Source organism: Azospirillum sp. A1-3 (assembly GCF_023806445.1).
GTDB lineage: Bacteria > Pseudomonadota > Alphaproteobacteria > Azospirillales > Azospirillaceae > Azospirillum.
This window is the reverse complement of the sequence record NZ_JAMSLU010000004.1, coordinates 294,415-309,089: the sequence shown is the minus strand read 5'-3', so window position 1 is coordinate 309,089 and position 14,675 is coordinate 294,415. Positions and strand designations below refer to the sequence as shown.

The window sequence follows — 14,675 nt, the reverse complement described above, 5'->3', positions numbered from 1 at the left end:
GGCGCCTTACCCCTCGCCGCTCCGCTCCTCGTCGGAAACGCCGGAAACCGACTGGTCGGGTTCGATGCCCAGCACCTCCGCGGCGATGCGGGCGACATTGCCGTTGACGGGGGGCGGGGCGATGTTCACGCCCTCCTTCAGGGCATTGGTGACGATCTCCAGCACCTTGAGGCGGGCGAACCATTTGGAGTTCGCCTCCACCGCATGCCAGGGCGCCTGCGGGGTGGAGGTGTGGTCGAACATCGCTTCCGCCGCCTTGACGTAATCGTCCCATCTGGCGCGGTTGCGCAGGTCCTCCTCCGTCAGCTTCCAGCGCTTGTAGGGGTTCTTCATCCGCTCGCGGAAGCGCTCCAGCTGCTCTTCCGGGGTGATGTGCAGGAACAGCTTGATGATGCGCACGCCGTCGTCGGTCAGCAGCCGTTCGAACTCGTTGATCTCGTCATAGGCGCGCTTCCACTGGTCCTTGGTAGCGAATTTCTCCACCCGCTCCACCATGACGCGGCCATACCACGACCGGTCGAAGATGGCGAAGGTGCCCGCCGCCGGCAGCTTGGTCCAGAAGCGGTACAGGTAATGCTTTCCCTGTTCCTCCGCCGTGGGGGCGGAGATCGGCCAGACATGGAAACCGCGGGGGTCGAGCGGTTCGGTCATGCGACGAATGGCCCCGCCCTTGCCGGCGGCATCCCAGCCTTCGAACACCACGATGGCACGGCGTTTCTCGTGCCAATAGGTCTGCTGGATGTGCAGCAGTTCCTTCTGCAGCTTGCCGAGTCGGCGGTCGTACTCCTCCGCCGTTTCGATCCGTACCTTTTTCTGGTCCAGTTTACCGAGGCGGATTTTCGAGACCTTGCCGGGCTTCTCGGCCATTAGGTGCATCCTGTGCTGGTGATATCCGTTGCGGGTTGCCATATGCGGCAGGCGGAACCTTCACCGCCCCAACCGGTTACCGGCGGGAGCACGGTGTCGGCCGCAGCGTGGGCATCGGTGCGTTCCGGAAGGGAACGGCAACGATGTCGCTTCGTCGATCCCACAACGGGGACCGGCGGCTGTCAACGGAGAAGCAGGCCCAAGGAAGGGGGTTCCATGAGCATCGTCGGACCACGCATCTACAACCTGTTTCCGACTCTGGTCGGTCCGGTCCGCGATTGGGCCGGGCACCTGCCGCGGATCCAGGGGATGGGATTCGACTGGATCTTCCTGAACCCGATCCATCAGCCGGGGTTCTCCGGCAGCCTCTATGCGGTGAAGGATCCCTATCGGCTGCATGATGCCCTGCGGGGCGGCTCGCATGAAAGCGACGACGAGTTGCTGCGCCGTTTCACGGCCGATGCCGGGGCGCACGGCCAGTCGGTGATGATGGATTTCGTCATCAACCACACCTCCCGCGATGCCCTGCTGGTCGACCGCCATCCCGACTGGTACAAGCGCGGCCCCGACGGTGACCTGCACCGTCCGGGCGCCGTCGATCCCAACAACACCGCCCATGTCACGGTGTGGGGCGATCTCGCCTCGCTGGATTATGACCGGGCGGAGTCTCGCGCCGGGCTGATCGGCTACTGGTCCGACTATCTGCGCCACTATATCGGGCTGGGCGTGAAGGGCTTCCGCTGCGACGCCGCCTATCAGGTGCCGGCGGAGGTGTGGAAGAGCCTGATCGACGCCGCCCACGCCGTGAACCCGGAGGTGAAGTTCTTCGCCGAGACGCTGGGCTGCACGGTGGAGCAGGTGCGCGAGCTGTGCGGCGCCGGCTTCGACTTCCTGTTCAACAGCGCCAAATGGTGGGACTTCAAGGCCGATTGGCTGCTGGACCAGTATGACGAGTTCCGCTGGATCGCGCCGTCCATCGCCTTTCCGGAAAGCCACGACACCGACCGGCTAGCGGCGGAGGTCGGCAGCCAGGACGGGGTGCGGCTCGCCGCCCAGTTGAAGATGCATTATCTGTTCGCCGCCAGCTTCTCCACCGGCGTGCTGATGCCGGTGGGCTATGAATACGGCTTCACCCGCAAGCTCGACGTGGTGCGGACCAGCCCCGCCGACTGGGAGCAGCCGAAGCTGGACCTCACCGGCTTCATCGGCGCGGTGAATGCCATGAAGGCCTCCACCCCGGCGTTGAATGTCGAGGGGCCGCAGCGCCGGGTGACCGCGCCACACAGCCCGGTGCTGGGGCTGATCCGGCAGGTGGACGGCGCCGCGCTCGACCAGCCCGACGGCTGCGCCATCCTGGTGCTGAACCCGGACGAGAACCGGCCGCACATGCTGGATGTCGGCCCGGTGCTGGCGGCCACCGGCGGCACCTACGAGGCGTTCGAGGACGTGACGCCGGAGGCCGATCCGCTGCCGATGGAACCGGGCGCGCCGATGATGCTGCGTCCGATGGAACTGCGCGTCTTCCGCGCCCGCGCCGCCCGCAGCCATCCGGTCGAACTCCACGACGTGGAGGAGCGGGAGTGGATGGATTCCATCGCTGCCGGCCGCATGACCATCGAGAATGTCTATCCGGAGCTGGACGGCGGCCGCTTTGCCATCAAGCGCGCGGTCGGCGATGTGATGGAGGTGTGGGCCGACATCTACACCGACGGCACCTTCGTGCTCGCCGCCTCCGTCATGTACAAGGCGGACGGCGACGACGAGTGGAGCGAGGCGCCGATGCGCCTGCACGAGAACGACCGCTGGGTCGGCCATGTGCCGCTGACCCGCAACGCCCGCTACACCTACAGCATCGAGGCGTGGCGCGACGTTTGGGAAAGCTGGCGCGCCGACTTCAAGAAGAAGGTCGATGCCGGGATGGTCGTCGACCTGGAACTGGTGGAGGGCCGCCGCTTCGTCGAGCAGGCGCTGGACCTGAACCATGGTGACGGCCGCGCCGCGCTGGAGGCGGTGATCGAGCGGATGCAGTCGCTGGCCGGCCGCGAGGCCATCGACTACGCCCTGTCGGACGAGCCGCGCCGCGTCATGAAGCAGTATGGCGAGCGGCAGTACAAGTCGCGCTATGTGCGCGAGTTGGAGGTCTATGTCGACCGCACCGCCGGCGCCTATTCGGCGTGGTTCGAGATCTTCCCGCGTTCCGCATCGCCCGATCCGTCGCGCCCCGGCAACTTCGACGACGTGGTCAATTTGTTGCCCATGGTGCGCGACATGGGCTTCGACGTGCTGTATTTTCCGCCGATCCACCCGATCGGCCGTGCCTTCCGCAAGGGCAAGAACAACACGCTGAATCCCGGCCCCGACGATCCCGGCGTGCCCTATGCCATCGGCGCGGAGGAGGGCGGGCACGACGCCATCGACCCGATGATCGGCGACTTCGACAGCTTCCGCCGGCTGGTGCGCGAGGCGAAGCGCCATGGCATCGAGATCGCGCTGGATTTCGCCGTGCAGTGCTCCCCCGACCATCCCTGGGTGAAGGAGCATCCGCACTGGTTCTACTGGCGCCCCGACGGCACCATCCGCTATGCCGAGAATCCGCCGAAGAAGTACCAGGACATCGTCAACGTCAGCTTCTACCGCCAGTCCTATCCGGATTTGTGGTATGCGCTGCGCGACGTGGTGCTGATGTGGTGCAAGGAGGGTGTTCGCATCTTCCGCGTCGACAATCCGCACACCAAGCCCTTCCCCTTCTGGGAATGGATGATCCGCGAGGTGCAGGACCGCTACCCCGACGCCCTGTTCCTGGCCGAGGCCTTCACCCGGCCGAAGCTGATGAAGCGGCTGGCGAAGGTCGGCTTCACCCAGTCCTACAGCTACTTCACCTGGCGCACCACCAAGCCGGAGCTGACCGAGTATCTGACGGAGCTGACGCAGGGTGAATCGCGGGAGTACATGCGGCCGAACTTCTTCGCCAACACGCCCGACATCCTGCCGCCGATCCTGACCCATGGCGGCCGGCCGGCGCATATGATGCGGGCGGTGCTGGCGGCGACGCTGGCCGGCGTCTACGGCCTTTACGGCCCTTATCTGCTGTGCGAGGCGGAAGCCTATCCCGGTAAGGAGGAATACAACCACTCGGAGAAGTACGAAGTCCGGCACTGGGATTGGAACCAGCCCGGCAACATCCGCGACTACGTCACCGCCATCAACCGCATCCGTGCTGAGAATCCGGCGCTGCAGCAGTTCACCAACCTGCGTTTCTACAATGCCTTCGACGACAACATCCTGCTCTACGGCAAGATGACGGCGGCCAAGGACAATGTGATCCTGATCGCGGTAAACCTCGATCCCCACAACGGCCATGGCGGAACCATCGAGATTCCGCTGTGGGAACTGGGTCTGCCCGACGGCGCCCATGTCCAGGTGGAGGACCTGTTCAGCGGCCACCGTTTCACCTGGATCGGCAAGTTCCAGCATGTCTGGCTGGACCCCCACCGCAATCCCGCGGCGATCTGGCGGATCGTACCGCCGGGGGTGTGAGGAAGCTCCTGGCGCGGGTGCCCCCTCCCTAACCCTCCCCCGCGTTCCGCGGGAGAGGGGACTGCCGCCGCTTCGCAACCAAGTCGCGCAGGAAATACCCCGACAAGCATCAAACCCCCTCTCCCGCGAAGCTCTCGCACAAAGCTTCGCTTTGTGCTGACGCGACAGGCGGACCGTAGGTCCGCTGAGAGCGGGGGAGGGATGGGGAGGGGGCAATCGCTGCCAAACTCCAGACAAAAAAAGCGGCCCCGCAAGGCCGCTTTTTCTCAATCTCGTCTGTCCGCCGACTTCACCGCCGCCGGATCATCGTCACGCCACCGACGGTCTTGTCGAGGAAGGCGATCATCGCTTCCGGCTTGTGGCCGACGGAAGAGGAGGCGAAGGCCATCCACCAGCGCGCCATCGGGGTGGTCCAGCCGTAGCGGTCGGCGATGACCTGGACATCCATGGTAGAGGACATGGTCGACTGGGCGGTCGTCGGCGCACGGGAAGCGCCGGACGGGGTAACCTGGGATTCGACGCTGTGCATGGTTCCTCCCAACGGGGACGTTCGGTGTCCGCTTATGCGGTACCTTAAGCCTCAACCGCTGAAAGTGGCAGAGTTGCTTTGGTCCTAAGGGGTACTATACCTTTGGCTGCAAAGGTCCCATGCCCCCGACTGCGCCTTTCAGGTAGGCGGAAGCGGCAATCCGCTGGCCCAGGCCACCAGCGCCACCAAGGCCGCGCGGTTGGCCGGCCGGAACAGCAGCGCCAGCCGCACCCACAGCGGCGAAACCTTGAATTCGGCAGCCATCGCCTCGACCTCCGCCGGGGACAGCCGCAGGTCGGGAGCGGGGTCTTCATTCATGGTGTATCCTCCGCAAATGCCATGGATCAGGACGGATTATGAACAATCCGCGTCGCCGACAATTGCGCGGGCCCGCGTGACAATTTGTAGCAGTCCTTTACTTGGCCGCCAGCAACGCCCTTGGCGCCCGGTCGGCGCCGCTCGCCAGCGGCACCTTGGGGTTCTCGATCCAGGCGATGACGTCGTTGACGACCAGCTTGCCCTTCAGGTCGCGCAGCAGCATGTGGTAGCCGTCGGGATAGACGGCGACGACATGACGCCCGCCCGCCTCGAAATCCTTCAGCGCGCGTTCCACCGGCCGCGGCGGCAGCACTTCCTCATGGGCGCCGTAGAGCACCAGCGAAGGCGTCTGCAGGCGCTGGCAGGCGTCGAGCGCGCTGCCCATCAGATCGGTCAGCCCCTCCAGCGCATCGACGCGCGAGCCCTTGATGACCATCGGGTCGCGGCCCAGCGCCCGCAGCATCTCGATGTTGTCGGACGGATGGATGCCGAGGTCCTGCGGCGGATGCACCACCATGCCCGGCACGAGGTTGTAGGTGATCCATAGGGCGGCGCGCGGGAAGAAGCCCATCGCCTGCCGGCCCCAGACGGCGGGGGCGACCAGGATGGTGCCGTCGACCTTGGGCGGGTTGGGGCCGGTCATCGCGGTCAGCACCACCGCCCCGCCCATGCTTTCGCCCATCAGATAGACCGGGACGCCGGGATGGCGCCTGTGCACCATCTCCACCGCGGTGCGGGCATCGCTGACCAGGGTGGGGGTGCCGGCCCAGACGCCGCGCTCGCGGGTGGCACCGAAGCCGCGCTGGTCATAGGCGTAGGTGGCGATGCCGGCAGTGGCGAAGTCGCGGCCGGCACCGTCGAAGGCATTGGAATAGTCGTTGTAGCCGTGCAGGGCCACCACCACGGCCCGCACCTTGCCGTCTGCCGGAAGCCAGGAGCGCATCGGCAGCTCGAAGCCATCGGCGGCGATCAGCACGCGGTCGTTCAGCTGCGGCTGGACGACGGCCGTTCCCATCGGTTGGAAATCCGCGGCACAGCCGCCAAGCAGAAGCCCCAACCCCAGAACAGCCGCCAAGCCGACAGCCGCCGATCCGCTATGCCGCATGGATTACCCCTGTGTCGCTGTGCGCACCACCCGTCAGTTGGAGGAATATATCCTCGAGATCCGACTCCTCGGTCGTGACATCGACGATCCCGATCCCGGAAGCGGCCAATGCCGACAGGATGGCGCCGGCGCGCTGACGGCTCGGCTGGTAGCGGACGACCATCCGCCGCGGTTCCGGCAACTCCACCGTGTATCCCTCCAGCGACGGCGGCGGGGCGGTCAGGTCGCGCTCCAGCGTCAGGCACAGCGCCTTGTTGTCGACCCGGCGCAACAGGGTCGTCTTCGGCTCGCACGCCACCACCTGTCCGTGGTTGATGATGGCGATGGTGTCGCACAGCTCCTCCGCCTCCTGCAGGTAGTGGGTGGTCAGCAGGACGGTAGTGCCGGACTTGTTCAGCGTGCGCACATACTCCCAGAGCTGACGGCGCAGTTCCACGTCGACGCCGGCGGTCGGCTCGTCGAGTATCAGCACGGGCGGGGTGTGGACCATCGCCTTCGCCACCATCAGGCGGCGCTTCATGCCGCCCGACAGTGAACGGGCATGGGCATCGGCCTTGTCGGCCAGCCCGACGGCCGCCAGCAGTTCCTCCGTCCGGCGTTCCTTCTTCGGCACGCCGTAGAGGCCGGCCTGAAGCTCCAACATCTCGCGCGGGGTGAAGAAGGGGTCCATGTTCAGTTCCTGCGGCACCACGCCGATGGAGGCGCGGGCGCGGCGCGGATGTTCCGACACCTCGTGACCCCAGATGGTGGCGGTGCCGCCGGTCTTGTTCACCAGCCCGGCGAGGATGTTGATCATCGTCGACTTGCCGGCGCCGTTGGGGCCGAGCAGCCCGAACAGCGACCCGCGCGGAATGACGAGGTCGATGCCCTTCAGTGCATGCTTCGGCCCGGCCTTGCCGGTCGGCTGGTAGATCTTGGTCAGGCCGCGCAGCTCAACGGCGTTGGCCGGAAGCGAGACGGGCGTGGGGGTATCGGTGGGCGCGGCCATTGATCCTGAACCATGATGTTTGCGGTTGACGAAAAAGCCCGCGAGTCCGGTGGTTTCCCCCGTTGATCCGCGGCGCGCGATGGGTATCATCCGGCCCGCGCGCGCGGAACCCCGATCGGGGGCCCGGACAGCGGGCGTGTCCACGATGGCGTGAACCGGCGCGCCTGTCAAAACAGAGGATGACTGCCATGCAGCCGACCGAGACGATCCTTGTTGAAACCTCGACCGTCGGGTGCGACGGCGGCGGCGGCGCGCTGGGCCATCCGCTGGTCTATCTGACGCTGGATCGCGAAGGGCAGGTCGAATGCCCCTACTGCTCGCGCCTCTACAAGCTGAAGGAAGGCGCCAAGGTCGCCCACGGGCACTGACTGCGCGTTCGTCCTGCTGGCGGGCGGTTCAGACCCGGCCGGCCAGCAGGACCAGCACCGCCAGCGCCAGCAGCGCCGACACCCCCTGCCAGAAGGCCAGCGGGTTGCGGTCGATCAGCGGCCGGCGCCGCGTTCCCGCGCCATGCTTGCGCGGGTGGCGCAGGTCGTACAGGAACTCCGACAATTCCTGATAGCGCTTGGCCGGGTCCGGATGGACCGCCTTGCGCAGCACCCCGTCGAGCCAGGCGGGAATGTCCCGCTGGTCGCTGAGCGCCGTGCGGTAGACCAGTTTGCGCTGGCGCGCCCGCGTGGTGGCGGTCGCGGCGTCGGCGCCGTAGGGCAGGCGACCGGTCAGCATCTGATAGGCGATGACACCCAGCGCATAGAGGTCGGAGGCCGGCGTCCCGCCCTCGCCCAGCAGATATTCCGGGGCGGTGTATTGCAGGGTGCCGAGGATTTCGCCGAGGTCGGCGTCGGGCATGGTCTCCAGGATGCCGGGGACCAGGACCGATCCGAAATCGACGATCTTCACCGTCCCGGTCTGGTCGATCATCACGTTGTCGGGCCGCAGATCCTGGTGAAGCATCTCCAGCCGGTGGAAGGCCTGCAGCCCCTTGCCGATCTGCTCGACGATGGCGCGCACGGTGGGCAGGTCGGGGTCGGGGTGGTCGCGCATCCACTGGGTCAGGGTCTGCCCGTCCAGATACTCGGTGACGACAAAGAGGTGGCGGCGCGGTCGGTTCTGCGGCGGGGCCTTCAGCACATGCGGGCTGTTGATCCGTCGGGCGATCCACCCCTCCATCAGGAAGCGGCGCAGATGGGCGCGGTCGTCGCGTCGGTCGATCGCCGGCACCTTCAGCGCCACGGCGGGACCGCCTGCGCCATCCCGGGCTCCATCCTGGGCCAGATAGACATGGCTGCGGCTGCTGGCGTGCAGTTCGCGCAGGATGCGGTAGCCCTCGAACTCGGTCCCCGATTCCAGCAGGGGCGGCGGGGGCAGGTCGGACAGCCGCGATAACAGGTCGCCGGCATCAGCATCGGGGATGGCGTCGATTCGCACGATCTGGAGTGTCAGGTTGTCGGTGCTGCCCCGCCGCAGCGCCTCCTCCACCGCGAGTCGGGCCGCACGGTCGAGATCGTCGGCATGGTCAGCGATGGCGTTGATCAAAAAATCGGCATCGACATGCTCATAGACGCCATCGGTCGCCAGCAGGAAGACGTCGCCGGCTTCCACCGGCAGCTCCCGGCAATCGATCTCCACATGCGGCACCACGCCGATCGCCCGGCCGAGATAGCTGACCTCCGACGACACCACCACCCGGTGGTCGATGGTCAGCTGTTCCAGCGCCCGGCCGGCGATGCGGTAGATGCGGGAATCGCCGACATGGAACAGATGGGCGGTGGCCGATTTCAGCACCAGCGCGCTGAGCGTGCAGGCAAAGCCGCGGTCCTGGTCGTAGCGGTATTCGCTGCGCCGGTTCTGGGCGTGCAGCCAGCTGTTGGCCGCCGCCAGCACCCGCTGCGCCGAGGTCCGCACCGACCAGCTTTCCGGCGTGCAATAATAGTCGGTCAGGAAGCTCTTCACCGCGGTTTCGCTGGCGATGTGGCTGACCCGGCTGCTGCTGATGCCGTCGGCCAGCGCCACCGCGACCCCCTTCATGCCCAGCAGCGGCGGCGTCGGGATCAATGCCCCGTGGAAATCCTGGTTGGACTCCTTCCGCCCCTTGTCGGAGCACTGGCCGATGGAGATCCGCAGCTCCTTTACGATGTCGGCACTTGGCACGATGTTGGCCCCTGGCAAGAAAAACCCCGGCCCAAGGCGGACCGGGGTGGTGGCGGGATGACGGGCAGGGGCCTTATTCGGCAGGCTGCAGGCCGGCCTGATGCAGGCGGCGCTTCGGCGCCGTGCGGACATGGGTGGCGTAGAGCGTCAGCCCGGTGAAGGCCAGACCGCCGACCAGATTGCCCAGCACCGTCGGCAGCTCGTTCCAGATCATGTAGTCCATGATCGAGAAGTTGCCGCCCATCAGCATTGCCGACGGGAACAGGAACATGTTCACCACCGAATGCTCGAAGGTCATGCCGAAGAACAGCATGATCGGCATCCACATGGCGATCACCTTGCCGCTGACCGAGGTGGAGATCATCGCGCCGACGACGCCGGTGGAGACCATCCAGTTGCACAGCATGCCGCGCAGGAAGATGGTCAGCATGCCGGCCGCGCCATACTGCGCATAGCCCAGCGTCCGGTTCTCGCCGATGTGCGAGATGACGGTTCCGACCTTGTCCGGCGGGGTGGAGAAGCCATAGGTGAAGACCACCGCCATCATCACCGCGACCGTCAGCGCGCCCAGGAAGTTGCCGATGAACACCAGCCCCCAGTTGCGCAGCACGCCGCCGATGGTGACGCCCGGCCGCTTGTCGATCAGCGCCAACGGCGACAGCACGAACACGCCGGTCAGCAGGTCGAAGCCCAGCAGATACAGCATGCAGAAGCCGACCGGGAACAGGATGGCGCCGATGATCGGGAAGCCCGTCTGGACCGTGACCGTGACGGCGAAGACCGCCGCCAGCGCCAGGATCGCCCCGGCCATATAGGCGCGGATGACGGTGTCGCGGGTGGACATGAAAATCTTGGATTCGCCGGCATCCACCATTTTGGTGACGAACTCGGAGGGCACCAGATACGACATGAGGAGTCCCCTTGGAACAAGCGCAGAAGGAACGGTACGCAGCGTCCGGTAATGCCCGCGCGGCACCGGTCCGGTGCGGGGCGGAGGAGGGAAGACGCGCTGCGTGTGATTTGGGTGCGGGCCCCGGTCATTGGTCCCGCGCGGGTCAAACCGCCGTTGGCTTGAACGGGAAAAGCACTGCACGCGATGTGCCAACCGCACGGATGCCGGAAATCCGGCGGAATTCGCCCGTCGCCCTTCCCGTTGCGATGTGACGTGGAGCTGCAGTTGCTCAAAGACTGTGCTGCGATGAATAAAAAACAGCCATTGGTATAGAAAGGATTTTGAGACCCGGCAGGCTTGCCGTCGTCAACCGCGCCGAGGTTGGGCTGACGTCTTTCAGATCTTTAACCGTTCCAAAGAAGACTATCGTTCCGCATCAATGCTTTGGCCGAAAACAGGCGAGGCCGGCCCGCCTATGGGTCAGGTTCGGTTACCTTTTTGTTATAATTTCCCTTCATATTGTGAGACAGTATCGTCGATGTCGCTTGACGGGTCTCTCCGAACCGGCATCTACTTTGCCGCATTGCGGAAAAGTGGAAGTTCCACAATCGTTGTTTGAGTTGCAGGCTTATGTTTTTTCCAGGCGGTTCGGGATTGGCGTCGGATGAGGCGCGCACGATGAGTCACGAGACGGAAGAACAGTATCGCAGCATCTTCGAAAATGCTGTCGAGGGCATCTATCAGACGACTGTCGACGGCCGTTACCTGCGGGTCAATCCGGCACTTGCCGACATCTATGGCTATGCTTCGCCCGAAGACCTGATCGCCAACCTCACCGACATCGCCTGCCAGCTCTATGTCGATCCCGGCAAGCGCGAGGCCTTCGCCGACCTGATGGCCCGCCAGGACCGGGTCCACAGTTTCGAGGCGCGCGTCTTCCGCCGCGACGGATCCATCATCTGGATCGCGGAGAGCGCACGCTGCGTGCGCGATGCCGCCGGCCGCATCCGCTATTACGAAGGCACCGTCCAAGACATCACCGAACGCAAGCAGCATGAGGAGAAGATCCGGCTGCTCGCCACCGTGTTCGACAGCGTCGCCGACGGCATCCTGATCGTCGACCCGGAATTGACGGTCCAGGCAATCAACCCGGCCTACGAGATCATGACCGGCTTCCAGCGGGAGGAACTGCTGCGCCGGCCGCTGGTCCTCTTCGCCCCCGGCTCGCACGAGCGGGAGTTCATCGACGCCATCTGGACCACCGCGCGGCAGGCCGGGCGCTGGCAGGGGGAGGTCACCAGTTTCCGCCATTCCGGCGACGCCTTCGCCGCCGCCCTGTCGGTGACGTCGGTCCGCGCGCCGGGGGGCGTGCTGGAACATTATGTCCTGACCATCGCCGACATCAGCCAGCGCAAGTCGCAGGAACACCAGATCCGCTATCAGGCCAGCTTCGACCGGCTGACCGACCTGCCCAACCGCTGGCTGGTCTGCGAAAGGCTGGAGGAAGCCATCGTTCGCGCCCAGCGCGGCAAGAGCAAGGTCGCCGTCGCCTTCCTCGACCTCAACCGCTTCAAGCAGGTGAACGACACGCTGGGCCACCATGCCGGCGACGAACTGCTGAAGCTGGTGGCGCGGCGCCTGCGCAACTGCACGCGCATGACCGACACGGTCGGCCGGCTGGGTGGGGACGAGTTCCTGATCGTCGCCCCCGACGCCGCCGACCGTTCGGCCGGCGCCCGGCTGGTGGAGAAGGTGCTCTATTCGATGGCGGAGCCCTTCAGCGTCCATAATCAGGAGCTGTTCTGCGGTGCCTCCATCGGCATCGCCTTCTACCCCGACGACGGCGAGACGGCGGACCAGCTTCTGCGCAACGCCGATCTGGCGATGTACCATGCCAAGCGCAACCCGGAGCACAAATACGTTTTCTACGACAACGGGATGCGTGAACGGTCGGGCTTTACGCTGGGGCTGGAGAGCGATCTGCGCCGCGCCAGCGGCGGCGACGAGTTCGAACTGCATTTCCAGCCGAAGATCGACCTTGCCGGCAACCGCACCATCGGGGCGGAGGCGCTGATCCGCTGGCGCCACCCGGTGCGCGGCATGGTCAGCCCGGCGGAGTTCATTCCGCTGGCCGAGGAAACCGGTTTGATCTGGGAAATCGGCGCCTGGACGCTGATCGAATCCTGCCGCCGGCTGGCGGGTTGGATCGAGCGCGGTCTGCCGATCCCGTCGGTGTCGGTGAACCTGTCGCCGCGCCAGTTCCAGGACGCTCGCCTCGTCGGCTTCGTCCGCAGCGTGGTCGAAGCCGCCGGAATTCCGGCCGACCGGTTGGAACTGGAGCTGACCGAAGGCGCCATGATCGGCGACATCGAGAAGGCGGTGACGATCCTCAACGGGCTGAAGGACATCGGCGTCCGCCTGTCCATCGACGATTTCGGCACCGGTTATTCCTCGCTGGCCTATCTGAAGCGCTTCCCCATCGACACGCTGAAGATCGACCGCAGCTTCGTCCGCGACATCGTCAAGTCGACCACCGATCCGGCCATTGTCGGCACCATCGTCAATCTGGCCGAAAGCCTGGGCTTCGACACCATCGCCGAGGGGGTGGAGACGCAGGAACAGGCCGATATGCTTCGCCTCCAGCGCTGCACCCGCATCCAGGGCTACCTCATCAGCCGGCCGCTGCCGGTCGACCAGTTCGAGACCTTCCTCAGCAACAGCGTGGTGGCGGCCTGAGGCCAGTCAGCAACGGGCGCCGCAATGCCGGCGCCCGCATGCTTTCTGCCAGGCTTACGGTGCCGTCCGTTCCAGGAAATATTCCATCTCCTGGATGATGCCGCTCTGCGCGGCCCAGAGGGCGGCCTGGGTGCGGTTGCGGACGTTGATGGTCTGCATGATGTGACGGACATGCAGCTTCACCAGATCCTCCGTCATCCCCATCTCGCGCGCGATCTCCTTGTTGCTGCATCCGTCCATGATCAGCTTCAGGATGCGGGCGTGCCGCGGGTAGAGGCCGGGATAGCCCAGCAGTTCGCTTTCGTGCTGGGCCATCGCCCCGTCCTCTCCGCCCCGGCGGAGCGCGGTGGGGGAGAAATAATCGAAGCACTCTTCCGGCACCACCGGCTCGCCGGCATGGATGAGGCGCAGGGCCAGCACGAAGGCGGTCGGGGCCATCCGGTTCAGCAGATAGCCGCGCACGCCAAAGCGCAGGGCCATCCGCATATGGTGGGCGGAGAATTCGTCGGCGATCATCGCCAGCTTGGCCTGCTCGCCGTACCAGCTGCGGAAGTTCCAGGCGTCGGTCTTCAGGGAGGCGAGGTCGAACAGAACGATGTCCGCCGTCCGTTGGGAACTGCCGTTGCCGGCCGGCGGTTCCAGCGTGACCACGGCGCCGCCCGCCGACATGCCGTCGGAGTAGCGGTCGGGGCCGCCGTTGGTCCGGCCATTCCACATCGTCTTGGGTGAAAGCCCGGTTGCGAGGCGGCTTTGCGGATCAATGACCTCGAAACAGTCGTCCAGGATGTTCAGGATGGATTCGCGCAGCAATCGGCTTTGGTTGTGAACAATCACACGAATGCGATCGGACATGTCCGTCTCCCCCAAGAAATAGACGAATTGGCGGACGGTATCGCGCGGCCGGAAGGCAAGGATTCCCCCCTGGACGCTTTGCTTCGACGTCGAGGGCACCGGTGCATGGCAATTCGGGTCTGCCGGATTCTCGTGCCCGGCGTACACCCCCCGGCCCCCCGTTCGAGCCGTTGCCACCTTAGTCTCCGGTACCTCCGCGCCTGGCCGCGCAATGCCGCATATCCGATGGACGGTGCACGTTGTATCGGTCTTCTCGTGCTCGCCCGATCGAATTTAGATCAAACTATGATCCGGCACTCACGGCATTGTCTGCTGCACTTCTGGAATGGTTCCAGGCTCAGTGGGGTGTGCACTCATACTGTCCGGGCAGAGTCCTTCGTCAGAAGGCCGGCAGTAATAAGTCATTATCGCGCACGAATATGGAAGTGATTACCCGTTGAAGCGAGGTCAGCCTCTCGCGGGTTGCGCCGAGTGGGGAAGGTCGCAAGCAAAGGAAGCCAAACGATATTGCCGTCCAAAGAGGAAAAAGTTCTTTGTAAGACAACTTATATTAGATGGCTCGTCTTGGGTCCGGTCTGCACTGGACCAGTTCACTGACGATAATATAGACTCTTAAACAGAGTTTGTCAGGACAATTTTCGCTGAACACGGATACGAAAGCGGAGCCCCGCCGGGACGGGACTCCGCTTTCGTTTCGACA

The 14,675-nt window shown here is 65.2% G+C and carries 11 protein-coding genes; 3 read left to right on the top strand and 8 right to left on the bottom strand.

Annotation, left to right across the window (positions count from 1 at the left end; genetic code table 11):
* Positions 1–6 precede the first annotated feature (6 nt).
* Entirely contained in the window at positions 7–867 is an 861-nt protein-coding gene (locus M5E06_RS22740; RefSeq protein WP_247870695.1) for a polyphosphate kinase 2 family protein, read from the bottom strand.
* A 216-nt stretch (positions 868–1,083) separates the two neighbouring features.
* On the opposite strand from M5E06_RS22740, the gene M5E06_RS22735 reads away from it, so the two are divergent.
* A complete protein-coding gene (locus tag M5E06_RS22735; RefSeq protein ID WP_252140136.1) occupies positions 1,084–4,404 on the top strand; it encodes a maltotransferase domain-containing protein in 3,321 nt (1,106 codons plus the stop codon).
* Positions 4,405–4,693: 289 nt separating this feature from the next.
* Here M5E06_RS22735 and M5E06_RS22730 read toward each other — a convergent pair whose 3' ends face one another.
* From M5E06_RS22730 to M5E06_RS22715, 4 genes are all read right to left on the bottom strand, one after another.
* Positions 4,694–4,933: a hypothetical protein gene (locus M5E06_RS22730; protein ID WP_252140135.1), complete on the bottom strand. Its 240-nt coding sequence runs from the start codon at positions 4,931–4,933 to the stop codon at positions 4,694–4,696.
* 138 nt (positions 4,934–5,071) lie between these two features.
* Positions 5,072–5,251 carry a hypothetical protein gene (locus tag M5E06_RS22725; protein ID WP_109074176.1) on the bottom strand — a complete coding sequence of 60 codons (180 nt, stop codon included), beginning with the start codon at positions 5,249–5,251 and terminating at the stop codon, positions 5,072–5,074.
* Between the two features lie 97 nt (positions 5,252–5,348).
* A complete protein-coding gene (locus tag M5E06_RS22720) occupies positions 5,349–6,266 on the bottom strand; it encodes an alpha/beta hydrolase (RefSeq protein ID WP_252140134.1) in 918 nt (305 codons plus the stop codon).
* Between the two features lie 79 nt (positions 6,267–6,345).
* Positions 6,346–7,344, bottom strand: a complete 999-nt coding sequence (locus M5E06_RS22715; protein ID WP_252140133.1) for an ABC transporter ATP-binding protein — start codon at positions 7,342–7,344, stop codon at positions 6,346–6,348.
* Between the two features lie 179 nt (positions 7,345–7,523).
* Here M5E06_RS22715 and M5E06_RS22710 point away from each other — a divergent pair, with 179 nt between their 5' ends.
* Positions 7,524–7,712 carry a zinc-finger domain-containing protein gene (locus M5E06_RS22710; RefSeq protein ID WP_085086595.1) on the top strand — a complete coding sequence of 63 codons (189 nt, stop codon included), beginning with the start codon at positions 7,524–7,526 and terminating at the stop codon, positions 7,710–7,712.
* Positions 7,713–7,740: 28 nt separating this feature from the next.
* Here M5E06_RS22710 and M5E06_RS22705 read toward each other — a convergent pair whose 3' ends face one another.
* Positions 7,741–9,495, bottom strand: coding sequence for a bifunctional protein-serine/threonine kinase/phosphatase (locus tag M5E06_RS22705; protein WP_252140132.1), 1,755 nt, complete (start codon positions 9,493–9,495; stop codon positions 7,741–7,743).
* A gap of 73 nt (positions 9,496–9,568) precedes the next feature.
* On the bottom strand, positions 9,569–10,405 hold the full coding sequence (locus M5E06_RS22700; RefSeq protein WP_109074179.1) for a formate/nitrite transporter family protein: 837 nt from the start codon (positions 10,403–10,405) through the stop codon (positions 9,569–9,571).
* Between the two features lie 660 nt (positions 10,406–11,065).
* Here M5E06_RS22700 and M5E06_RS22695 point away from each other — a divergent pair.
* Entirely contained in the window at positions 11,066–13,123 is a 2,058-nt protein-coding gene (locus M5E06_RS22695) for a sensor domain-containing protein (protein ID WP_252140131.1), read from the top strand.
* 54 nt (positions 13,124–13,177) lie between these two features.
* Here the strand turns inward: M5E06_RS22695 and M5E06_RS22690 are convergent, their stop codons facing one another.
* A complete protein-coding gene (locus tag M5E06_RS22690) occupies positions 13,178–13,975 on the bottom strand; it encodes a LuxR C-terminal-related transcriptional regulator (protein ID WP_252140130.1) in 798 nt (265 codons plus the stop codon).
* Positions 13,976–14,675: the final 700 nt, after the last annotated feature.

What these genes read in the sequence shown, in the direction of transcription:
- M5E06_RS22720 (WP_252140134.1), bottom strand. Translation starts at nt 6,266, where the DNA reads ATGGGAACGGCCGTCGTCCAGCCGCAGCTGAACGACCGCGTGCTGATC.
- M5E06_RS22725 (WP_109074176.1), bottom strand. Translation starts at nt 5,251, where the DNA reads ATGAATGAAGACCCCGCTCCCGACCTGCGGCTGTCCCCGGCGGAGGTC.
- M5E06_RS22730 (WP_252140135.1), bottom strand. Translation starts at nt 4,933, where the DNA reads ATGCACAGCGTCGAATCCCAGGTTACCCCGTCCGGCGCTTCCCGTGCG.
- M5E06_RS22740 (WP_247870695.1), bottom strand. Translation starts at nt 867, where the DNA reads ATGGCCGAGAAGCCCGGCAAGGTCTCGAAAATCCGCCTCGGTAAACTG.
- M5E06_RS22710 (WP_085086595.1), top strand. Translation starts at nt 7,524, where the DNA reads ATGACTGCCATGCAGCCGACCGAGACGATCCTTGTTGAAACCTCGACC.
- M5E06_RS22695 (WP_252140131.1), top strand. Translation starts at nt 11,066, where the DNA reads ATGAGTCACGAGACGGAAGAACAGTATCGCAGCATCTTCGAAAATGCT.
- M5E06_RS22690 (WP_252140130.1), bottom strand. Translation starts at nt 13,975, where the DNA reads ATGTCCGATCGCATTCGTGTGATTGTTCACAACCAAAGCCGATTGCTG.
- M5E06_RS22700 (WP_109074179.1), bottom strand. Translation starts at nt 10,405, where the DNA reads ATGTCGTATCTGGTGCCCTCCGAGTTCGTCACCAAAATGGTGGATGCC.
- M5E06_RS22735 (WP_252140136.1), top strand. Translation starts at nt 1,084, where the DNA reads ATGAGCATCGTCGGACCACGCATCTACAACCTGTTTCCGACTCTGGTC.
- M5E06_RS22715 (WP_252140133.1), bottom strand. Translation starts at nt 7,344, where the DNA reads ATGGCCGCGCCCACCGATACCCCCACGCCCGTCTCGCTTCCGGCCAAC.